General features: G+C 71.1%; 21 protein-coding genes and 1 pseudogene. 12 read left to right on the top strand and 10 right to left on the bottom strand.

Annotated elements, in window-relative coordinates:
* Positions 1–76 precede the first annotated feature (76 nt).
* The 3 genes from OED52_RS14450 to OED52_RS14440 are packed head-to-tail and all read right to left on the bottom strand — an operon-like array spanning position 77 to position 2,827.
* Positions 77–1,516 carry a condensation domain-containing protein gene (locus OED52_RS14450; protein ID WP_264151552.1) on the bottom strand — a complete coding sequence of 480 codons (1,440 nt, stop codon included), beginning with the start codon at positions 1,514–1,516 and terminating at the stop codon, positions 77–79.
* 7 nt (positions 1,517–1,523) lie between these two features.
* Positions 1,524–1,937, bottom strand: a complete 414-nt coding sequence (locus tag OED52_RS14445; RefSeq protein WP_264151551.1) for a SufE family protein — start codon at positions 1,935–1,937, stop codon at positions 1,524–1,526.
* Entirely contained in the window at positions 1,934–2,827 is an 894-nt protein-coding gene (locus tag OED52_RS14440; RefSeq protein WP_264151550.1) for a sulfurtransferase, read from the bottom strand. Before OED52_RS14440 ends, OED52_RS14445 begins: the two co-directional genes overlap by 4 nt.
* Before the next feature lie 62 nt (positions 2,828–2,889).
* Between OED52_RS14440 and OED52_RS14435 the strand changes: the two genes are divergently transcribed.
* On the top strand, positions 2,890–3,294 hold the full coding sequence (locus tag OED52_RS14435; protein ID WP_264151549.1) for a group III truncated hemoglobin: 405 nt from the start codon (positions 2,890–2,892) through the stop codon (positions 3,292–3,294).
* 25 nt (positions 3,295–3,319) lie between these two features.
* On the opposite strand, the gene OED52_RS14430 is transcribed toward OED52_RS14435, so the two are convergent.
* The 3 genes from OED52_RS14430 to OED52_RS14420 form a co-directional block, all read right to left on the bottom strand.
* Positions 3,320–4,006 (bottom strand): Maf family protein, encoded by a 687-nt coding sequence (locus OED52_RS14430; protein WP_264151548.1) that lies wholly within the window; start codon positions 4,004–4,006, stop codon positions 3,320–3,322.
* Between the two features lies 1 nt (position 4,007).
* The gene (locus OED52_RS14425; protein ID WP_264151547.1) at positions 4,008–4,334 is read right to left on the bottom strand and encodes an acyl-CoA carboxylase subunit epsilon; all 327 of its coding nucleotides are present in this window, start codon (positions 4,332–4,334) and stop codon (positions 4,008–4,010) included.
* Between the two features lie 157 nt (positions 4,335–4,491).
* Positions 4,492–6,132, bottom strand: a complete 1,641-nt coding sequence (locus OED52_RS14420; protein WP_264151546.1) for an acyl-CoA carboxylase subunit beta — start codon at positions 6,130–6,132, stop codon at positions 4,492–4,494.
* 118 nt (positions 6,133–6,250) lie between these two features.
* Between OED52_RS14420 and OED52_RS14415 the strand changes: the two genes are divergently transcribed.
* The 4 genes from OED52_RS14415 (at position 6,251) to OED52_RS14400 (ending at position 9,792) form a co-directional block, all read left to right on the top strand.
* A complete protein-coding gene (locus OED52_RS14415) occupies positions 6,251–7,096 on the top strand; it encodes a biotin--[acetyl-CoA-carboxylase] ligase (RefSeq protein ID WP_264151545.1) in 846 nt (281 codons plus the stop codon).
* Between the two features lie 57 nt (positions 7,097–7,153).
* Positions 7,154–7,729 (top strand): PH domain-containing protein, encoded by a 576-nt coding sequence (locus OED52_RS14410; RefSeq protein WP_264151544.1) that lies wholly within the window; start codon positions 7,154–7,156, stop codon positions 7,727–7,729.
* A gap of 67 nt (positions 7,730–7,796) precedes the next feature.
* Positions 7,797–8,480: a response regulator transcription factor gene (locus OED52_RS14405; protein ID WP_264151543.1), complete on the top strand. Its 684-nt coding sequence runs from the start codon at positions 7,797–7,799 to the stop codon at positions 8,478–8,480.
* 7 nt (positions 8,481–8,487) lie between these two features.
* Positions 8,488–9,792 carry a sensor histidine kinase gene (locus tag OED52_RS14400; RefSeq protein WP_264151542.1) on the top strand — a complete coding sequence of 435 codons (1,305 nt, stop codon included), beginning with the start codon at positions 8,488–8,490 and terminating at the stop codon, positions 9,790–9,792.
* A gap of 35 nt (positions 9,793–9,827) precedes the next feature.
* Here the strand turns inward: OED52_RS14400 and OED52_RS14395 are convergent, their stop codons facing one another.
* Positions 9,828–10,361 (bottom strand): GtrA family protein, encoded by a 534-nt coding sequence (locus OED52_RS14395; RefSeq protein ID WP_264151541.1) that lies wholly within the window; start codon positions 10,359–10,361, stop codon positions 9,828–9,830.
* Positions 10,362–10,529: 168 nt separating this feature from the next.
* On the opposite strand from OED52_RS14395, the gene OED52_RS14390 reads away from it, so the two are divergent.
* From OED52_RS14390 to OED52_RS14365, 6 genes and pseudogenes are all read left to right on the top strand, one after another.
* The gene (locus tag OED52_RS14390) at positions 10,530–11,804 is read left to right on the top strand and encodes a 5-(carboxyamino)imidazole ribonucleotide synthase (RefSeq protein ID WP_264151540.1); all 1,275 of its coding nucleotides are present in this window, start codon (positions 10,530–10,532) and stop codon (positions 11,802–11,804) included.
* A gap of 1 nt (position 11,805) precedes the next feature.
* The gene (purE, locus tag OED52_RS14385) at positions 11,806–12,309 is read left to right on the top strand and encodes a 5-(carboxyamino)imidazole ribonucleotide mutase (protein ID WP_264151539.1); all 504 of its coding nucleotides are present in this window, start codon (positions 11,806–11,808) and stop codon (positions 12,307–12,309) included.
* Between the two features lie 14 nt (positions 12,310–12,323).
* Positions 12,324–13,514: a sensor histidine kinase gene (locus OED52_RS14380; RefSeq protein WP_264151538.1), complete on the top strand. Its 1,191-nt coding sequence runs from the start codon at positions 12,324–12,326 to the stop codon at positions 13,512–13,514.
* A 1-nt stretch (position 13,515) separates the two neighbouring features.
* Entirely contained in the window at positions 13,516–14,238 is a 723-nt protein-coding gene (locus OED52_RS14375) for a response regulator transcription factor (RefSeq protein WP_264151537.1), read from the top strand.
* A gap of 113 nt (positions 14,239–14,351) precedes the next feature.
* Positions 14,352–15,149: pseudogene (locus OED52_RS14370) on the top strand (ABC transporter ATP-binding protein).
* A complete protein-coding gene (locus tag OED52_RS14365; RefSeq protein WP_264151536.1) occupies positions 15,146–17,590 on the top strand; it encodes an FtsX-like permease family protein in 2,445 nt (814 codons plus the stop codon). Before OED52_RS14370 ends, OED52_RS14365 begins: the two are co-directional and overlap by 4 nt.
* Before the next feature lie 65 nt (positions 17,591–17,655).
* Here OED52_RS14365 and OED52_RS14360 read toward each other — a convergent pair whose 3' ends face one another.
* Positions 17,656–18,639: an alpha/beta hydrolase gene (locus OED52_RS14360; RefSeq protein WP_413247666.1), complete on the bottom strand. Its 984-nt coding sequence runs from the start codon at positions 18,637–18,639 to the stop codon at positions 17,656–17,658.
* 180 nt (positions 18,640–18,819) lie between these two features.
* Here OED52_RS14360 and OED52_RS14355 point away from each other — a divergent pair, with 180 nt between their 5' ends.
* Positions 18,820–19,203 (top strand): hypothetical protein, encoded by a 384-nt coding sequence (locus OED52_RS14355; protein WP_264151535.1) that lies wholly within the window; start codon positions 18,820–18,822, stop codon positions 19,201–19,203.
* Between the two features lie 6 nt (positions 19,204–19,209).
* Here OED52_RS14355 and OED52_RS14350 read toward each other — a convergent pair whose 3' ends face one another.
* A complete protein-coding gene (locus tag OED52_RS14350) occupies positions 19,210–19,920 on the bottom strand; it encodes a TIGR03089 family protein (protein WP_264151534.1) in 711 nt (236 codons plus the stop codon).
* A 31-nt stretch (positions 19,921–19,951) separates the two neighbouring features.
* Positions 19,952–21,439 carry an LCP family protein gene (locus OED52_RS14345; RefSeq protein ID WP_264154714.1) on the bottom strand — a complete coding sequence of 496 codons (1,488 nt, stop codon included), beginning with the start codon at positions 21,437–21,439 and terminating at the stop codon, positions 19,952–19,954.
* Positions 21,440–21,627 lie beyond the last annotated feature (188 nt).

The raw sequence follows: 21,627 nt of genomic DNA, 5'->3' as shown, positions 1-21,627 counted from the left end.
AGTCTAAGCGCCAATCCGATAGACGATGTAACCGGATGGCCACTACACACTACGGCGGGTCCGAAACCCCGCAATGTTACCTGCCAGTAGGTGGGACTGCCCCGGTTTCCGGCGGTGTGGCCCAGGGCCCGGCGGGCACCGCGAGGTGCATCAGTTCGCGGGTGCGGGACAGGAACGACAGGACGTTCTCGCCGGCGACGGGATTGTCCGGGAAGCGGGCGGAGACGTTCACGCCCTCGGGGGTGCGGTTGATCCACACGTAGACGTCGTGGGTGTAGCTGCGGCTGCGCAGCGCGCGGGCGTTCAGCTCCGGCCACTGCGCCGCCATCGGCACGAACCGCACGTCCATGTACGACACGACGAAGCGGGGGAGGATCGGCGTCCCGAGAAGCTCGCCGACCCGGACGAAGGGCACCCGCGCCGCCGCGCGCGTGCGCCGCAACTCGGCCGCGCCGCGCGCCGCCAGTTCGTCGAAACCCGTTGTGCCCGTGAGGTCCAGGTCGATCGGCCGCAGGCCGACGAACCAGCCGAGTGAGCCCGCCCAGATCGGCCCGGCGCGGGTGTGGGCGGGGGCGACCGTGCGGAAGCGGTCGGTGCCGGCGAGCTCGGTGGCGGCCTGTCCCAGGCACGCCAGGGCACCGGCGAAGAAGCCGGCCTCCGAGCGCCGGCAGCGGGCCGAGAACTGCGATGCCTGCTCGTCGTCGAACCACCGCTCGGACAGCCGCCGCTGCGGGACCGCGCGGGCGGGACGCTGCCCGATCGGCAGGGGGAAGGCCGGTGCCTGTCCGCCGCCCTCGGTGAGGGTCCGGCGCCAGATCCGGACCGCCTCGTGGTCGTCGTCCACCCGTGCCGACTCGTCGCGCTCGGCGGCGCCGAAGTCGATGTAACTGCCCACCGGGAACAGATCGGCGGCCCGGCCGGTGCGCTCCTCGTCGTAGAGTGCGGAGATCTCGTGTGCGACCAACACCACGGAATAGCCGTCGATGATGGAGTGATCGGCCCCGAAGAACACCGTGAAAGGGGCAAAATCCCCGCTGTGAGATTCGTCTCCGGACCGCTCGAGGGTGGCGAACACGTAGGACGGCCACAGATGGGGTGCCGTGTAGTCGTCGAGCAGACCGAGCAGACGGTCGCGGATGGTGTCCGGTTCGGCTGCGTCGTGCCGGATGGGCCGCACCGACACCCGGCCCGGCGGAGTGGTGCGCCGCACGACCATGCCGCTCTCCTCGTCGCCGAGAGCGGCATGGCTGCGCAACGGTTCGTGCCGGTCGATCCACCGCTGGAGCGCCCGCCGGAACGCCTCTCCGTCGAGCGGACCGGGGACCTCGAAAGCGGTCCCGAGCCACGAGTCGCGGCCCCCGCCGTACCGGGCTCCCGACGTGCGGCGCAGGTGCGCCTCGTGGATGTAGGAGGCCGGGCGGGGATCCGCCCGCCAGTCGTCCTCCGCCGCACACGGCAACCATTCCGTCAGGATGCCGGCGGCGATCCGGTAGTCGTCGAGTTCGGTGAACTCCATGACCGCGTCAGGAGCGCAGGTGACGTTTGATCCGCGTCAGCATCGCGCTCATGCCCCGCAGACGCAGCGGGCTCACCGCGTCGGCCAGGCCGAGTGCCGAATAGAAGTCGTCGGGGACGTCGAGGATCTCCTGGGCGCTGAGCCCGTCGAGACCCTGATGCAGGATCGACGCGAAACCACGCGTCGTCGGTGCCTCCGGCGGAGCGCTGAAGTGCAGCTTCACCCGGCCGCGGTCGGAGGCGTCGACCGCGAGGAACAGCGGAGACTGGCACTCGGGTACCGGCTCCATGGCCGCCTCCTCCAGCTCGGGGGGAAGCGGCGGGAGCTCGCGGCTGAACTCGAGCAGCAGCTGCAGCTTGTCCTGACCCTCGACGGACGCGAAGTCGTCGACGATCTCGGCCAGGGGCGCGGGAATGCTCATGCGACCGGCGCGTCCCCGGGCTCCTCGCCCTTGACGATCGGCACCCGGACGGCGTTGCCCCACTCGGTCCACGAGCCGTCGTAGTTGCGCACCTTGGTGTAACCGAGCAGGTAGGTCAGCACGAACCAGGTGTGGCTCGACCGCTCACCGATGCGGCAGTAGGCGATGACGTCGTCGTCCTTGCTGATGCCGCCGTAGATCTCGTCGAGTTCGGCGCGGGAGCGGAACCGTCCGTCCGATGCTGCGGCCTTCGCCCACGGGATCGACACCGCGGTGGGGATGTGGCCGCCGCGCAGCGCACCCTCCTCGGGGTAGTCGGGCATGTGGGTGCGCTCACCGGTGTACTCCTGCGGCGACCGCACGTCGATCAGCGGGCCCCTGCCCAGGTGCGCGAGGACGTCGTCCTTGTAGGCGCGGATCAGGGCGTCGTTGCGCTCGACGACGGGGTAGCCGCTCGTGACCGTGGAGGGGATGTCGAGGGTGGTGTCACGGTTCTCGGAGATCCACGCGTCGCGGCCGCCGTCGAGCAGACGCACGTCGTCGTGGCCGAACAGCTTGAAGACCCACATCGCATAGGCAGCCCACCAGTTGGACTTGTCGCCGTAGATCACCACGGTGTCGGTGCGGCGGATGCCCTTGCGGTCCATGAGCGCCGCGAACCGCTCACCGTCGATGTAGTCGCGGGTGACCGGATCGTTGAGGTCGAGATGCCAGTCGATCTTCACCGCGCCGGGGATGTGCCCCACGTCGTACAGCAGGACGTCCTCGTCGGATTCGACGACCTTCACCTCGGGATGACCGAGATGGGCGGACAGCCACTCCGTCGAGACGAGACGGGTGGGATCCGCGTAGGCGGCGAACGAAGGGTTCTTGTCGGGCGCGACGGGCACGTGGGCTCCTGAGGCTGTGGTGGCAGGTGCGCCGTCGATTCTAGGCGGTAGCGTGCTGGGACGTGATCACGAGTGGGAGCGGCCACCGCGAGGTGGGCCGGGCGGAACTCGCGTCGCGCACCGACATCGACGTGCTGGTGCGGCGGTTCTACGAGCGTGCGGTCGCCGACCCGGTCCTCGCACCGGTCTTCGACGTCCTGGCCGTGATCGGGCTCGACGACCACCTCGTGGTGGTCGGTGACTTCTGGGAGCAGATCCTGTTCCGCACGACCCGCTACGAAGGGGCCTTCCTGCCGGTGCACCGGGCCCTGCACGGGCAGCACGGACTCACCGCGGAGCGTTTCGAGCGGTGGCTCGAGCTGTGGTGCGGCACCGTCGACGAACTGTTCACCGGGCCGGACGCCGAGCGCGCCAAGAGCAAGGCCGCGGCCATGGCGCGGTCGCTGGCCCGGTCGTTGGAGAAGTAGCCGGCGGGAACGGAGACGCCCGGACTCAGTCGGCGGGCGAACGATCCGAGCGGTCCTCGAGCGCGTCGAGGGGGATCGCGGCGTTCTCCGCCCACAGGCGGGCCACGGAGATGCCCACCTCGGCGAGGAGACGGCGTACCAGGGGCAGGCCGATGCCGATCACCGAGGAGGGATCGCCCTCGATTCCCTCGATGAACCAGCCGCCGAGACCGTCGAGGGTGAACGCCCCGGCCACCTGCAGGGGTTCACCGCTGTCGAGATACGACTCGAGTTCCTCGTCGGTGGGGGTGCCGAAGTGCACCACCGTGCCGCTGTGCGCGGCCGCCTGCGCGACGAGCTCGTCGCCGCGGACCCGGAGCACGGCGTGACCGGTGAGCAGTTCGCCGCTGCGGCCCGCCATCGTCTTCCAGCGCTCGCGCGCGGCGTCGACGGTGCCGGGCTTGCCCTGCAGCACGCCGTCGATCAGCAGCATGGAGTCGCAGCCGATCACCACCGCGTCGTGCAGGCCCTGTTCGCGGAGGGCGGGCAGGACGTGCGACGCCTTGGCGCGGGCGAGTTCGGTGACGACCGTTCCCGGTGGGGTGCCGGGCGCAAGGGACGCCGTGACGGCGTCCTCGTCGACGCCCGACACCTGCACCAGGGGCTTCACGCCCGCCGCGTGGAGAACGGCCAGGCGGGCGGGTGAAGCCGATGCCAGCACCAGACGGGGCATGTCAGCCGCGGTTGGGGTACGAGTACGGCGAGAACGGAGCCCACTGCCGGTGCATCCGAGTGGGATCGCCCCAGGTCTCCGCCGGCTTGCCGTCGCCGTCCTCACCACCGGCCGACGCCGCGGCGGCGCTCAGCACGGCGACGAGCACTGCGACGTCCTCGTCGGTGGGGTTGCCCTTGACGATGCGCAGCGCGGGCGCGGTCGCGGGTTCGGCCGGGGTCTCCTCGACGACCGGGGCCGTCTCGTCGGACGCCGTGACGCCGACGACGGGAGACTCCTGGTCCGCCTCGAACTCGGTGATGATCTTGTCCTCTGCCGTTGCTGTCACCGGGCACCCCCCGGATGCGCGTCCGCCCGGACCCCGAAGGCCCGCTGGGTCGCTGTCATGTCGATCCCTCTCGTCGGGTTCATCGCACGCCGTCGCCGGCGTGCTACGCCGTGCTGGTCACGACAGGACCGGGCACGCCCGGTCCTGCCGTGGAGCGTCACAGCGGAATGTTTCCATGCTTCTTCGGCGGGAGCGAAACCATCTTCCGCTCGAGCAGCCGCAGGGCCGAGACGATCTGGCCGCGGGTGTGCGACGGCGGGATGACCGCGTCGACGTATCCGCGCTCGGCGGCGACGTACGGGTTGACGAGGGTGTCCTCGTACTCGTTCTGCAGCTCGAGGCGCAGCGCGTCGACGTCCTGACCGTTCGCAGCGGCTTCCTTGAGCTGCTTGCGGTAGACGAAGCCGACGGCGCCGGAGGCACCCATGACGGCGATCTGGGCGGTCGGCCACGCGAGGTTGACGTCGGCGCCCATGTGCTTCGAGCCCATCACGTCGTACGCGCCGCCGTAGGCCTTGCGGGTGATGACGGTGATCTTGCCGACCGTCGCCTCACCGTAGGCGTAGAGCAGCTTCGCGCCGCGGCGGATGATGCCGTTGTACTCCTGCTCGGTGCCGGGCAGGAAGCCGGGCACGTCGACGAGGGTGATGATCGGCACGTTGAACGCGTCGCAGGTGCGCACGAAACGCGCGGCCTTCTCGGAGGCGTCGATGTCGAGGCAGCCGGCGAACTGGGTGGGCTGGTTGGCGACGATGCCGACGCTGCGGCCGTCGATGCGACCGAAGCCGACGATGATGTTCGCCGCGCGACCGGCCTGGACCTCGAGGAACTCGTCGTCGTCGAGCAGGCGACGGATGACCTCGTGCATGTCGTACGGCTGGTTCGGCGAGTCCGGGATGATCGTGTCGAGCTCGAGATCCTCCGGGGTGAGGGAGTCCTCGATCGCGCCGACGATCGGGTCGCTCGGCGCCAGGCGCGGCGCGGCGGCCTGGTTGTTGCTCGGCAGATAGGAAAGCAGGTCCTTGACGTAGTCGAGGGCGTCCTGCTCGTCGGCGCCGACGTAGTGCGCGACACCGGACTTGACCATGTGGGTGTGGGCGCCGCCCAGATCCTCCATGGTGACGTCCTCACCGGTGACCGTCTTGATGACGTCCGGGCCGGTGACGAACATCTGGCTGCTCTGGTCGACCATGACGACGAAGTCGGTCAGGGCCGGGGAGTAGACGTGGCCACCGGCGGCGGGGCCCATGATGAGCGAGATCTGCGGGATGACGCCGGAGGCCTGCACGTTGCGGTGGAAGATCTCACCGTAGAGGCCGAGGGAGACGACGCCCTCCTGGATGCGGGCGCCCGCACCCTCGTTGATGCCGATCAGCGGACGGCCGGTCTTGAGGGCCAGGTCCATGACCTTGACGATCTTCTCGCCGTAGACCTCACCGAGGCTGCCACCGAAGACCGTGGCGTCCTGGGAGAACACGCACACGTCGCGGCCGTCGATGGTGCCGTAGCCGGTGACGACGCCGTCGCCGACCGGACGGTTGTCGGCGAGGCCGAAGTTGGTGCTGCGGTGACGGGCGAGGGCGTCGAGTTCGACGAAGGAACCCTCGTCGAGCAGCGCGTGGATGCGCTCGCGAGCGGTCATCTTGCCCTTGGCGTGGACCTTCTCGACTGCGGCCTCACCGACAGGAGTCTGCGCCTTGGCCTGACGGTTGCGCAGGTCGGCCAGCTTGCCGGCGGTGGTGTGGATATCGGGCGTACTCGCCGCCTCGGGCGCGGACGGCTCCTGGACAGTGGTCATGGCCAGTCAGCTTAGCGAGCGTCATACAAAGGCGCTTCACCGAGGTCCCGAACAGGTAGTTCATTGAACTCGACCTACCGGCGGGTAGGGAACATCCGCCCACCTTAGGCTGGTGTCCATGGCCTCCGACCAGCACCCGACCGACCTCGTCTCCCTGCGCACACCGCTCGATCCGGAGCGGCTCCGCGCCACCCTCGTGGGTGCCGATGGTGAGGGCTTCTACACCCGCGTCGACGTGGTCGACGAGACCACCTCCACCAACGCCGATCTGCTCGCCGCGGCTGCCGACGGCGGCGACCGGCAGGTGCTGCTCGCCGAATACCAGAACGGCGGCCGCGGGCGGCATTCGCGCAGTTGGAACGGGGTGCCGGGGGCCCAGGTGATCGTCTCGGTGCTGCTGCGGCTGTCCGACTGCCCCCTGCAGAACCTCGGCTGGCTCCCGTTGCTGTGCGGCATCGCGACGGTGGACGCCGTACGCGAGGTCACCGGTGTGCCGGCGCAGCTGAAATGGCCCAACGACGTCCTCGTCGAGGGCCGCAAGCTCGCCGGGATCCTCGTGGAGGTCGCCTCCACCAGCCCGGAGCCGGTGGTCGTCGCGGGGATCGGGATCAACGTCACACTCGAACGCGACGATCTGCCCGTCCCGACGGCGACCTCCCTGCTGCTCGAGAACGCCGCGGACCTCGACCGCACCCGCCTGGCCGAGGCGCTGCTGGCCGGTTTCGGCGACCGGATCCGGGCGTGGGCGCGGGCCGGCTGGGACACCGCCGAGCTCGCCGCGGCCTACCGGGAACACTGCAGCACCATCGGGCTGGCGGTGCGCGCGATCCTGCCCGGGGACACCGAGCTGCGCGGGGTGGCCGTGGACGTCGACGACCAGGGCCGGATCGTGATCCGGCCCGACACCGGGGGAGCACCGGTGGCGGTCGCGGCGGGCGACATCACGCACCTGCGACCCGCCTGAGAATCCGGGCGCACCGGTCGTGTCGGCACGACCCCGGCGTGTGCCATCGTGTCCCGTATGGGATATCCGGAGGACGCCCTCGCACCCGAGGAAGAGCTGCTGCTGCATCGGCATCCGCACTGGAAGGCACTCGTGCTGCCCGCCCTGACCTTCCTCTTCGGCACCGCGGTCGCGGGTTTCCTCCTCGGCCTGATCCAGGCCCGTCTCGACGGCGCGGTCTCCACCTGGTGCGGCATCGTCGTGGCGGTGCTGTGGATCGCGCTCGTGGCCTGGCGGTGCGTGCCCGCCTTCGTCCGCTGGCTCACCACGCACTTCATCGTCACCGACCGGCGGGTGCTGGTCCGGACCGGCGTGATCACCCACAGCGGTATCGACATCCCGATGGGCCGGATCAGCAACGTGCAGTTCCGGCACGGGCTCGTCGACCGGATGCTCCGCACCGGCACCCTCGTCGTGGTCTCCGCGGCGGAGGATCCGATCGAGTTCGACGACATCCCCGACGTGCAGCAGGTGCACGCACTGCTGTACCGGGAGGCGTTCGACACGGACGACCGCAGGGACGAGCACGAGGACGCCGACGACCGCACCACGACGTACGGCCGGGAGGATCACGAGCGACGCAAGGCGTGGTGACCGTCACGCTCGGGTACGGCGGTGCGGTAACCCCGACAAAGCGCACCGCGATCCGTAGTCTGAGTTCGTGACTGCCGTTCTGCTCGCCGAAGACGACGAGGCCATCGCCGCACCGCTGTCCCGCGCGCTGGGACGTGAAGGCTACGAGGTGACCGTCGAGGACAACGGTCCCGCGGCACTCGAACAAGCGCTGTCCGGCAGATTCGAACTGCTCATCCTGGACCTGGGGCTGCCCGGGATGGACGGCCTCGAGGTGTGCCGGCAGATCCGTGCCGGTCGCTCCGACCTCGCCGTGCTCATGCTCACCGCCCGCACGGACGAGGTCGACTTCGTCGTCGGTCTCGATGCGGGCGCCGACGACTACGTCGGCAAACCCTTCCGCCTCGCCGAACTCATGGCCCGCGTCCGGGCGCTGCTGCGGCGCCGCGGCGGCCCCGACCAGGACGACGTGGTGGACGTCGCCGGGATCCGTCTCGAACGCGCGGCTCGCCGGGTGCTCGTGGACGGTCACGAGGTGACCCTCGCGAACAAGGAATACGAGCTGCTGCGGGTGCTCCTCGAACACGCCGGGCAGGTGGTCTCCCGCGACGCCATCCTCGAGGAGGTGTGGGGCGATGCCGACCTGCGCGGCTCGAAGACCCTCGACATGCACATGTCGTGGCTGCGCCGGAAGATCGGCGACGAGGGACCGGCCGGGGAGCGGCGTATCGCCACCGTGCGCGGTGTCGGCTTCCGCCTGAACACCGACTGACGGTCCGGTGCGCAGCCGCATCCTCAACGCCGTCCTCGCGACGGTGCTGCTCGTCGCCCTGCTGCTCGGCGTCCCCCTCGCCTACACGGCGTTCCTGTTCGTCGAGGACACTGCGCGCCGCGACCTGCAGAACCGGCTCGAACGCATGGCCGACGAGATCATCTCCCAGGAGGGCACCGACGGGTTCGTCGTCGGTGGGCTCGACACGAGTTCGCTGCGGCTGCTCGTACCGGACGACGGGCGGGTCGTGGTGGTCTACCCGACCCCCGAGAACGTCGCAGCGCGCCTGGACATCGGCACCCCGGTGGTGGACTCGCCGATCGTCGAATCGCTGTCGATGGGGACCTCCGGGTCGCTGCTCATCGAGGTGCCCTCGGAGAGCATGCGCACCCTGCAGCAGCAGGTCCTCGCCGCGGTGAGCCTGCTGGTGCTGCTGTCCGTCGCGGCCGGTGCGGTGGTGGCGGTGGCGACCGCGCGGCGTCTCGCCGATCCGCTGCGGGACGTGGCGAACCGCGCCGCACGCCTCGCGGAAGGGGACTTCCGGGCGGTTCCCCGCCGCCACGGGGTCCCCGAGCTCGACCGGGTGTCGGACGTGCTCGACGCCGCTGCTGTCGAGATCTCGCACCGTCTGCAGCGCGAGCACTCGCTGGTCGGCGACGTCTCCCATCAGCTGCGGTCGCGGATGACGGCGATCCGGTTGCGCCTGGACGAGCTGTCCACCCACGACGACCCGGCGGTCGTGGAGGAGGCCGAGGCGGCGATGGCGCAGGTCGACCGTCTCACCACCGCCATCGACGAGCTGGTGCGGCAGTCCCGCGACAGCTCCGCCGACCAGCGCACCGAGGTGTCGGTGGTGGGGGAGCTCACCGGGGTGATCGCCGACTGGCGCGGTCCCTACCAGGACGCGGGCCGCGAACTGGTGTTGCGCGGCGACCCGTCGTTGCGGGCCGCGGTGACCGGCTCGCGGCTGCGCGAGGCCGTCGCGGTGCTGGTCGACAACGCCCTCGTCCACGGCGGTGGCACCTGCACGGTGTCGGTGCGGCAGGTGGAGACCCGAGGCGACGCGACGGTGTGCGTCGAGGTCGCCGACGAGGGGGAAGGGGTCAGCGACGAACTCGCCCCCTACGTCTTCGACCGCGGTTTCTCGGGCGGCGGTTCGACCGGGGTGGGGTTGGCACTGGCACGGGCGCTGGCCGAGGCGGACGGGGGGCGTCTCGAACTGCAGCGGCGCCGGCCCGCGCTGTTCGCGTTGTTCCTCGGGGCGCCGCGCGGCCGGACGATACCGGTGAGCGATCTACGCGAACCGCGCTGACCGGGACGCCGGCCGGGGGCCGGGTCCGGGAGGATTCAGGGACGCTCGAGCCGGCCGGCGGGTTCGGCCTCGTGGATCTCGGGGGTCATCTCCTCCGGGAAGACGAACTTCCGGAAGCAGTAGAACCGGAAGATCATCTGCAGGAGATTTCCGATGATGTACGCGCTGACGAAGTCCGCGATGTTCTCGGTGGTGAGACTGACCTCGGGAACACGCAGGTTGAAAACGTAACTGGAGATCCACAGCGGAATGAACGACAGCACCACGCCGATACCGCTGATGAAGAAGAACAGGAACGCTTCGTGGGCACGCTCGCGTCCGCCGCGGTTCCGGAAGGACCACTCCCGGTTGAGGACGTACGAGCAGATCACCGCCACGACACCGGCGATGATCTTGGCGGTCACGGGCTTCTCCTCGAGCACGGTGAGCTTGAGGGTGTAGAAGATCACCGAGTCGATCACGAAGGTCGTCCCGCCGACGATGGCGAATTTGATCAATTCGCGGTGCCGGAACAACAGCCCTCGGAGAGGCTGTGGAACTCGGCTCAGGGCTTCATCGACGAATGACACTCGGAGAAGTGTACGAAACACACCTGTGAATTTCCGAAACATCGGTTCATTTGTCGGCATACCCACACATCTCCGCTCGCGCACGCCCACGGCGGGGGCCGCGCTCCCCGCGCGCCCCGAGGGAGCGCCACGAAAGCGGCACGACGTGCTGTGACACCATGGTTACCCGTGACAGGCAGACCTGATTCGTCCCCCAGATCCGATACTCCCCGCACCCTGACGACGGGTATGCCGGTCGTCACCATGATCGGCGGCGGTCAGCTCGCGCGTATGACGCACCAGGCGGCGATCGCGCTCGGCCAGACGCTGCGAGTCCTCGCCGGCAGCCCCGACGAGCCCGCAGCCCAGGTCAGCCCCAACGTGGTGTTCGGCAGCCACAACGACCTCGACGCCCTACGCGAGGCCGCCACCGGTGCCCACGCCCTGACCTTCGACCACGAGGGTGTGCCCACCGAACACCTCGAGGTGCTGCAGCGCGAGGGTGTCGCGGTGCTGCCGCCCCCGCAGGCCCTGATCTACGCCCAGGACAAGACGGCGATGCGCAAGCGGCTCGGTGAGCTCGGCGCCCCGATGCCGAAGTTCGCGGAGATCACCTCCGTCGAGGACGCCCGCGCCGCCCTCGGCACTCTCGGCGACCCCTACGTGCTCAAGGCGGCGCGCGGCGGCTACGACGGCCGCGGCGTGTGGATCCTCGAGGACCACGCCGAACTCGAGCGGGTCGTCACAGAGCAGCTCGCCGCCGGTGTGCCGCTGCTCGCCGAGGAGAAGATCGCGTGGCGGCGCGAGCTGTCGGCGATGGTCGCGCGCTCCCCGTTCGGCCAGGGCGCGTCGTGGCCGGTCGTCGAGACCGTCCAGCGCGACGGGCAGTGCGCCGTCGTCATCGCGCCCGCCCCGGACCTGCCCGAGGAGGTCGCCGCGGCCGCCGAGCAGCTCGCCCTGCGGATCGCCGGGGAACTGGGCGTCGTCGGTGTCATGGCCGTCGAGCTGTTCGAGACCGAATCCGGTGAGCTCGTCGTCAACGAACTGGCGATGCGCCCGCACAACTCGGGTCACTGGGGCATGGACGGTGCCCGCACCGGCCAGTTCGAGCAGCACCTGCGTGCGGTCCTGGACTACCCGCTCGGCGACACCAGCCCCATCGCGCCGGTGACGGTGATGGCGAACGTGCTCGGTGCCCCGGAGGCGCCGGAGATGAGCATGGACGAGCGCCTGCACCACCTGTTCGCGCGGATGCCGGACGTGCACGTCCACCTGTACGGCAAGGGCGAGCGCAAGGACCGCAAGATCGGTCACGTCAACGTGCTCGGCGATCCGTCCGGCTCGATCGACGACCCCGAGTACGTCGCCGCCGTCCGTGAACGGGCGGAGCGGGCCGCGCACTGGCTCTCGCACGCGGAGTGGACCGACGGTTGGAACGAGCACACGGGAGAGAACGGTGAGTGACATGGCACAGGGTGCACAGGTCGGCCTGATCATGGGCAGCGACTCCGACTGGCCGACGATGCAGGCCGCCGCCGAGGCGCTGGCCGAGTTCGGCATCCGCTTCGAGGTGGGTGTCGTCTCGGCGCACCGCACCCCGCAGCGCATGCTCGACTACGCCAGGTCCGCCGCGGGTCGCGGCATCAAGGTCATCATCGCGGGTGCGGGTGGCGCCGCCCACCTGCCCGGCATGGTCGCCTCGGCCACGCCGCTGCCGGTGATCGGCGTCCCGGTGCCGCTGAAGTACCTCGACGGCATGGATTCGCTGCTGTCGATCGTGCAGATGCCCGGCGGTGTGCCGGTCGCGACCGTCTCCATCGGCGGCGCCCGCAACGCCGGCCTGCTCGCCGCCCGCATCCTCGGTGCCTCCGACGCCGCGCTGCGCGAGCGGATGGAGAACTTCCAGGCGGGCCTCGAGCAGATGGTGCTCGAGAAGGACGAGGCGCTGCGCAAGAAGCTGCTCGGCTGACGGAGCCCCGCGCCGTGCAGAGGACACCGCTGCTCGAACGGTGGAACCGGTGGGCCCGCACCCACCCCGGCGTGATCGACGGGACCTTCGCCGGGTTGCTCGCGCTGACGGGATTCGTCCTGTACCTCGCGGACGGCCGGTCGGTTCCGGAACTGCTGGTCTCGCTCGCGCTCACGGTGCCGCTCGCGTGGCGTCGGAGCCGGCCCGTGGTGGCGGGCGCGATCGTCGCGCTCGCCGCCTACGTGCATCTGGCGTTCCTGCCGCACCTGCTGCCGCTCGCGACGATCGCCGTGCCCGTCGCCGTGTACGCCCTCGCCGCCTACGCCCCGCGCTGGGCGGCGAACACCGCGCTCGGGGCCGCGCTGCTCGGTGGCGCCCTCGCCGGGCTGCGGTATCTCGGGCAGTACGAGGGTCGCACGGTGCTCGAGGCCGTCGCCGCCGCGACGTTCGTGGCGGTCTTCCTGGCCGGGGTGTGGGCCTTCGGGCGGGTGCGCGGGTTGCGGTTGCGGGAGATGGACTCGCTCACCGAACGCAATCGGCTGCTCGAACTCGAGCGGCTCAAGGAGGCCGAACTCGCCGCGACGCAGGAACGCACCCGCATCGCCCGGGAGATGCACGACATCGTCGCGCACTCGCTCACGGCGATCATCGCGCAGGCCGATGGGGGCCGCTACGCCGCCGCGGCGAATCCGCAGGCGGCCGCCGACGCGCTGATCACCATCGCGGACACGGGCCGTCGCGCCCTCACCGACATGCGGTCGCTGTTGTCGGTGCTGCGGGAGGACACCCCGCGCGAGTTCACCACCACTCCCGGTGTCGACGACCTGCCGGCGCTCGTCGAGCAGATGCGCACCAGCGGGATCGAGGTGGAGTTCACCGTCGACGGGCGGTCCCGCGCGGTGCCGGAGGGCTTCGGCCTGTCGGTCTACCGGATCGTCCAGGAGTCGCTCACCAACGTCCTCAAACACGCCGGTCCCCGCGCGCTCGCGCAGGTGCACCTCGACTGGTGTGCCGACACGCTGGTCGTGGAAATCGTCGACGACGGCCGGGGCGCGGCCGCGCTCGTCGAGGCCCGGCCGGGTGGGCAGGGCCTGACCGGCATCGAGGAACGCGCCCGCCTGCACGGTGGCCGCGCGATCGCCGGACCCCGGGACGGCGGGGGCTACCGGGTCCGCGCCGAACTGCCCCTGCCGGCCGGTGCCTAGGGTGGAGGCCGTGACCGAACCCGTGACCGGAGACGACACGATCATCCGTGTCGGACTCGTCGACGACCAGCAGCTCGTCCGCGCCGGCTTCCGCATGGTGCTCGAATCGCAGCCGGACATCGAGGTCGTCGCCGAGGCGTCCGACGGTGCGGCCGCCCTCGCCGAGCTCGCGCGGGTGCGCGCCGACGTGGTGCTCATGGACGTCCAGATGCCCCGCGTCGACGGGATCTCCGCGACCCGGTCGCTGCTGAGCACCCCCGGCGCCCCGAAGGTCGTGGTGCTCACCACCTTCGACAACGACGACTACGTCGTGCAGGCCATCGCCGCCGGGGCGAGCGGGTTCCTGCTCAAGGACGCCCCGCCCGAGGACCTGCTCGCGGCGGTGCGCACGGTGTACCGCGGCGACGCCGTGATGGCCCCGCGCGCGACCCGGTCGCTGCTGCAACACGTCTCACCGCTTCTCGACACCGCCGAACGGAGGTCGACGCCCGTCGAGATCCCCGAGGACCTCACCCCACGCGAACTCGAGGTGCTCGTCGCGATGGCGCACGGCCTGACCAACGGCGAGATCGCCGAGCGGCTGGTGCTCTCCGAGACCACCGTGAAGACCCACGTGGGCCGGGTCCTCGCCAAGACCGGCTCCCGCGACCGGGTGCAGGCGGTGCTGTTCGCCTTCCGCGCCGGCCTGGTACGCCCCGACGAACTGCTCGGCTCGGGGGAATAGGACTCCGGTGTCATCCCCGGGGAGGAGCGGTCCTCCCGGGGTAGGACACCGCCGGGACGAAGATCGGTTTCCGGGCCGATGTGCCTGCGCCGCAGGATTTCTACGGTCGAGACATGACCTCGATCAGTTCTTTCGTCCCGGCGTGCACCGCCGAGCGGGTCGTCCGCGTGTACGGGCGCGGCGACGCCGAAGTCCGTGCCCTCGACGGCGTGACCGTCGCCTTCGAACGAGGCCGGTTCACCGCCATCATGGGTCCCTCCGGCTCCGGGAAGTCGACGCTCATGCACGCCCTCGCCGGGCTCGACGGCATCGACTCCGGCCGGGTGATCCTCCACGGAGACCGCCACCGCGTCGACGTCGAGATCAGCTCCGCGTCGGACACGGTGCTCACCGAACTGCGCCGCGACCGGATCGGATTCGTGTTCTAGGCCTTCAACCTGCTGCCCGTGCTCACGGCCCGCGACAACATCCTGCTGCCGATGCGTCTGGCGGGGACCCGCCCGTCGCCGGAATGGTTCGACGAGGTGACCGGCCGCCTCGGGCTGCGCGACCGGCTCGATCACCGCCCGCACGAGATGTCCGGCGGGCAGCAGCAGCGCGTCGCCGTCGCGCGGGCGCTGCTGCCGCAGCCCGACGTCATCTTCGCCGACGAACCCACCGGCAATCTCGACTCCCACGCCGGTGCGGAGGTGCTCTCGATGCTGCGGTCGAGCGTGCGGGAGACCGGGCAGACCGTCGTGATGGTCACGCACGATCCGGTCGCCGCGTCCTATTCCGACCGGGTGGTGCTGCTCGCCGACGGCCGGCTCGCCGACGGCCGGCTCGCCGGCGGCATCGAGAATCCCACGGTCGATTCCGTGATCGACACGATGCGCGAGCTGCGCTCGGCGACGGCGGCGACGGTCCGATGAGGCATCTGGTCCTGGCGCAGGCCCGCGCCCACCGCGGCCGCTACGTCGCGTCGGCGCTGGCCGTGCTCGTCGCGGTCGCGTTCGTCGTCACCACCCTCGTGCTCGGCGACACGGTGAGCGCGTCCGTCACGAAGTCCACCGCCGAGCAGTACGAGAACGTCTCCGCCGCGGTCCTTCCCGGCGACAGCGACGTCGCGGCCGACGACCTGCTCGCCGCCGTCGCCACCGCACCGGGAGTGCAGGAGGCCGCGCTGGACGTGACCGGACCGGTGCGTCTCGTCGACGCGGACGGCGCGTCCTCCCACGGCACCGCGACGGCGGTGGCCCCCGAGGGAACCCTGCGCTGGCAGCGGCTCGGCGACGGGCACTGGCCGTCCGCTCCCGGTGAGGTCGCCGTCGGCTCGACGGCGGGCCGCGCGATCGGCGACACCGTCACGATCCTCGACGTGGCCGGGTCCGTGCCCCCGTCGACGGTGGAGGTCGTCGGCATCGTCGACCTCGAGGGGTCGGCGCTCGCCCTGAACGCCGGGTCGGTCTTCGGCGACGTCGCGCAGGTGCGCGCGTGGACCGGTGACACGACCGACTGGGAGGTGCGTGTCATGGGTGACCTCGACGCCGTGCGGACCGCGGTCGAGGCAGTGGCGCCGGGCGCCGAGGTGGTCTCGGGCGCGGATCGTGCCACCGAGGTCGCCGGCGCCTACGTCGGGGACATCTCCCTGCTGCGCAACGTCCTGCTGTGCTTCGCGGCGATCTCGGTGGTCGTCGCCGGGCTGGTCATCGCCAACACCTTCTCGGTGCTGCTCGCCGCCCGCACCCGCGAGCTCGCCCTCATGCGGTGCGTCGGCGTCACGGCCGCCCAGGTGCGCCGCAGTGTCCGTGGTGAGGCGCTCGTCGTCGGGCTGGTCTCCGCGGCGCTCGGCGTGCTCACCGGATGCGGGCTCGCGGCCGCGGTGGTGGCTGCCGCCCGGGCGGTCGACGCCCCGATCCCGCTGTCCTCCGTGTCCGTGACCGTCACGACGGTGCTCGTCGGTCTCATCGTCGGCACCGGGATGACGGTCGTCGCGGCCAACGGCGCCGCCCGCGCCGCGACCCGTGTCCCCGCGCTGGCCGCCCTGCAACCGCTCGAGACGCAGCCGGAACCGGTCCGCGACTCGTGGCTGCGCCGCATCTGCGCGGCGCTGGTGATCGTCGGCGGCACACTGCTGCTCGCCGCCGGGGTGGCCGTCGCGAACGTGATGCTCGCGTGCCCGGGTGGGCTGCTGTTGTTCGTCGGCGTCGTGCTCGCGTCCCGCCGGCTCGTGCCGGCCGCGGTCGCGGCCGTCGGCGACGTCCTGGCCCGCATCGGCGGGCCGCTCGCGACGCTCGCCGCGGGCAACGCCCGCCGCAATCCCCGCCGCACCGCGGCGACGGCCACCGCGCTGTTCATCGGCGTGACCCTCACGGCGACGATCGTGGTGGGTGTCGGCACCCTCAAGGTCGGTGCGCCCGAGGTGATCGACGAGCAGTTCCCCGTCGACATGGCCGTGTCCGCGCCGGGGGACGGGATCCCCGCGGACCTGTCCGCGCGGCTGACCTCCGTCGACCGGGTGCGTGCCGGTGCCGAGATCGCGACCGTGGAGCTCACGCTCGACGGGACGGAGACCTCGGTGCTCGGCGTCGACCCCGAGGCGATGGCCTCGGCCCTCCGCCGGGAGGTGCGGCTGCCCGAGGCGGGCACGATCGTGCTCGAGCAGTCGCTGGCGGGTTCACTGGGTGTGGAGGACGGCGCGACCGTCACCGTCGGCGGTCCGGCCGGCAGCCGGGACCTGACCGTCGCCACGACCGAGGCGGGGATGCCGGACATGATCGCGTGGAGCGACCTGACCGCCGTCGCCGGTGCCGTCGCCCCGGACACGCTGTGGCTCAAGCTCGACGACGGGCTGTCCGACGAGGACCTCGTCGCGGTCACCGACGACCTGGCGAAGATCACCGCGACGGCTCTGCCCGGCAGCGAGGTGGTCGGCGCGGTCCAGGTGCGTCAGATGCTGGAGAAGATCCTCGACACGATGCTGCTCATCGTGGGTGGTCTGCTGTCGGTGGCCACGGTGATCGCCCTGATCGGCGTGGGCAACACGATGGCACTGTCGGTGCTCGAGCGGCGCCGCGAGACGGCGATGCTGCGCTCGGTCGGCCTGTCGCGGGCCGGGGTGCGGAGCCTGCTCGTGCGGGAGGCGTCGATCATCGCCGGGGTCGCCTCCTTCCTCGGGGTCGCTCTGGGTCTGCTCCTCGGCGCGGCGGGCACCGCCTCGGTGATCGGCGCGAGCCATCTCGCGGTGGGCGCGGTGCCGTGGTGGCAGCTCGCGGCGATCGTGCTGGTGGGCGGGCTCGCCGGGGTGGTGGCCTCGCTGGTGCCGGCGCGCCGGGCGAGCCGGGTCTCCCCGGTCGCCGCGATGGCCGGCTGACGCCGACACCGCACGGACACCGTGGGGTGGTCCGCCGACGGCGGATCACCCCACGGGCCGTGGGGTCACCAGGCGCCGAGCGCGGTGAGGATGTGCGGGCGGGCCTGCCACAGTTCACCGGACCAGTAGGGCCAGCTGTGGGTGCCGACGTTCGGGAAGCTGTAGATCGCGCCGATCCCGAGGGTGGCGAGGCGGACCTGGAACGCCCGGGTGGTCGCCAGCGACAGTGCCTCGAGTGCCATGCCGTTGACGGTGTTCACCAGATCGACCATGTTCTCGATGCCGTCGGCGTAACCCGGGATGCCGCTGCCGGCCGAGATGTACATCGGCAGCCCGCGCAGGCTCTCGGCCTGGCTGAAGGGGTCGTTGCGCACCCACGTCCCGTCCCAGGGCGGGCCGTACATGGCGTCGACGTTGTAGAGCCCGGCGTCGAGCATCGCGATCCGCACGGCGGTGCGCATGCCCGGTGCGGTGAGCCAGGGATAACCGGAGAACGACGCAGCGAACCTGAACTGGTCGCGGTGGTGCGCGGCGAGGTTCAGGGCCGCGGTACCGCCCATCGACAGACCCACGATGCCGGTGCGGGTGCGGTCGACGCCCCGCGCGGCAAGCGCGTCCGGCAGCTGCCGGGTCAGGAAGGTCTCCCACTTGTAGGTGACGCTCTGCTGGTTGAAGTTGCTCGCATTGTACCAGTCGCTGTACCAGCTCGATTCGCCGCCGACGGGCATCACGAGGGTGACGTCGTCGAGTGCGAACTGTTCGAACGCGTTGGTCTCGAACGACCACGCGTTCGCGTCGGTGCGGGCACGCATCCCGTCGAGCATGTACAACGCGGCGCTGCCACCGCGGCGGGCCCACTGGACCTGGACCTTGATCGGGCCCATGTCCGAACCGACCCACAGTTCCTCGTAGCCGCCCGCGGGGACGGCACGGGCGACCGCAGGACGGGAGGTGGTCAGTGCGGCGGCCCCGGTCAGTCCGGCGGCGCCCGCGAGCGCCGCCTTGAGCACGGTCCGCCTGCTGAGCGACGGGCTGTCGAATCGAGTCACGAGGAGTACCTTCGCCTTTCCGTGGGTGCACCCACGATCGGTCGAACCTTCCGTGACGATTCATCGGATCACCGTCGGCCGGTATTACGCCGCGATCGTGGCGCGCACGTGAACTCCCAGCTCGCGGAGCAACTTTCGTGACGATTCCCACGTCTGCGCGTCCGGCCGTAGGCTGACGGGATGACGAGACGGATCCGGTTCCGGGACAGGTGGGTACGCGCCGCGCGGGGTGTGCCGTCGGTGCGTGCCGTCACGGCGCTGGCCCTGTGCTGGGGACGCGCCTGGGGTGGCTCGGTGTCCTTCGACGACGAAACCGGCCTGTTCGTCTGCTCGGGCATGCGCGGTGGATTCGCCCGCGGCGGAACGACTCTCGGTGGAGTCTTCCTCACCTCGGCGCTGCCGTCGCGCCGGTTGTTGCGGCACGAGGCGGTGCACGCCGACCAATGGGCCCGGTACGGCCTCGGATTCGCGGTCCGCTACTTGCGGGAGGAGCTGCGCAATCCCGGTGCCCGCAACAGCTTCGAGATCGAAGCGGGTCTCGCCGACGGCGGCTACCGCAGGTAGGTGGACTCAGCCGTCGAGACGGACGGTGACCTTCTCACTGGTGACGCGACGCTCGGTCGCCGCCGGATCCGGATTGCTCACCTGCACCAGCGACGCACCGGCCGCGAACACGGCGAGCAGACCCTCGACGACGGCGTCCGCATCGGACCAGTCGCGGCTCGACAACACGCGGTCGCCGCCATCGATCCCGGCGTTCTCCGCCGCGGCCCGCGCCGCGTCGAGGACGTCCGTGAGCGAGCGGCCGTCGAGGACGACGTCGCCGGCACCGGACGAACGGAACCGATCCCCGTGCATACGCACATCGGTGGCGTAGTCCGTGATGCCGGGCGGAAGGTCGCGGACGGGTGCGCCGAAGGCGTCGAGCGAGAGCGCCGCGACCTCGGCGACGTCGGCGACCTCGTCGAGGCGGTCGGGGGTGACGAGTGCGAGATCGACGTCGGGATCGGCGTCGAGCACCACCTCGGCGCCGGCCCACCACACCCCGAGCAGCACCGCGGCGCTCTGCCAGTGCGCGGGCAGCAGCACCGCGACGCGGCCGCCGGGCAGGACCCCGAACTGGTCGCGGATCATGTTGGCGGTCTTCGCCGCCCAGTTCGCCAGGGTCAGCGCGGACAGTTCGATCCGGGCGCCGGTGGCGTCGTCGTACCAGGTGATCCGGGGGCCTGCCGGATCGGCGGCGAGGATCGGATCGAGCAACCGGTCGGTCAGAGTCGTCACATCTACCTCGGTTCACATAGCGGGGTTCGCGTCAATTGACGCAGCGGGGTCCGTCGGAACCCGCGTCGATCGGTGGGGCGGCGGGAGCGGGTGTGGGCGTGCCACCGGCCGGGATCAGGTCCGCGCCGGCCGCGGAGGCCGAGGTGGACGAGCCCGTGTACGACGACGAACCCGGCCCGGTGTAGTCGCCGGCGAGCACCACCCGCACGGTGCCCGAGGGCAGCGACGGATCCGACGCCGTCTTCAGCCCGCCGAGCGCCGCGGCGACCGCGCGGGTCTCGTCGGCATCCTCGTCCGCACCGAAGACCGTCGAGGTCCCGACGCCGGAGCCGGTGTAGTTGCCCACCTCGCCCTCGCCGTAGCCCTCGGCGGACAGGAAGTACGAGACCTCGGAGGCCAGACCGGCGACGGATCCGGCGTTGGCCACGTCGACCGTGACCGTGGACGGATCGATGTCCGGGGCGGGAACCGGAGTGGAGGTGGTCTCGCGGCCGTCGGGTTCGCGGCCGATCAGCTCGGCCACGAAGTCGCGGACCTCGTCGGGATCGACCTGCACGACCGACTCGCCGTAGTCGGTCATCGCGTTGATGTCCTGGACCGGGATCGTCGAGAACGTCACGGCACCGCCGGCCAGGCCCTGCAGCTGGGTGGCCAGCGCCATGATGTCCCAGTCGGAGTCCAGCACCACCGACCGCTGCACCGCCGCGGTCAGCTGGCTCACCTTCGACGGATTGGACAGCGTCTTCGCGCTGAGCACCTTCTGCGCGAGCGAGGCCATGAACACCTGCTGCCGCACGATCCGGTCGAGGTCACCGCGCGGCAGGTCGTGTCGCTGCCGCACGAAGCTCAGCGCGTCCGAACCCTGCAGGGTCTGCCGGCCCGCGGGGAACCGCGCCCCCGACAGCGGCTCGTCGACCGGGGCGTTCAGGCACACCTCGACACCGCCGACCGCGTCGGTCAGCAGCACGAAGCCGAGCAACCCGACCTCCGCGTAGTGGTCGACGGTCACCCCGGTGAGGTCGGCGACCGACTCGATGAGCGCCTCGCGGCCCGCCTGGGTGGACTCGGCCTCGACCTCGTCGGGGTCGGTGTCCGTCTGGACGAGTTCCTCGGCGCGCAGCGCCTTGGTCGCGCCGTAGGCCGCGTTGATCTTCGACATGCCGATCCCGGGCACCTCGACGTAGGTGTCGCGCGGGATCGACAGGGCGGTCGCGGACCGGCCGTCGTTGGGCACCCGGATCAGGATGATGGTGTCGGTGTTGTTGGCGATCTCCTCGCCGGCCCGCAGCGCGTCGAGTTCGCGCTGCGACAGCGGGTTGCCGTGGGCGTCGGTGCGGCTGTCCGTTCCCACCAGCAGGATGTCGACGGCACCGTCCTCACCGTCGCCGAGGCCCAGCCCCCGCACGGACGCGAGCGAGGACTGCAGCGAGTCGACGCTGCGCCAGGCCACACCGGTGACGACGAGCACGAGGCAGGCGGCGATCGCCACGGCGACCTGCCAGGGCCGGCCGTGGTAGATCCGGGCCGCGCTCGCGGCGTCGGGGGCCACCCGCTGCGGTTCGCGGGAGGCACGGTCGGGGGAGACACCGGGACGATCCGTGGTCCGGCTGCGCCTGGGTCGGGCGGCACCGGGCTCGCCGTGTGCCGAGCCGTCCGCGCGGGTGCGGCGCCCCGGCGAGCCGGGACGGTCGCCGCTGCGGCGAGGGG

Origin of the sequence: Rhodococcus sp. Z13 (assembly GCF_025837095.1) — a bacterium.
Classification (GTDB): Bacteria; Actinomycetota; Actinomycetes; order Mycobacteriales; family Mycobacteriaceae; genus Rhodococcus; species Rhodococcus sacchari.
Note: the sequence above shows the minus strand (reverse complement) of the source record. Positions and strands in the feature narration are given on the sequence as shown.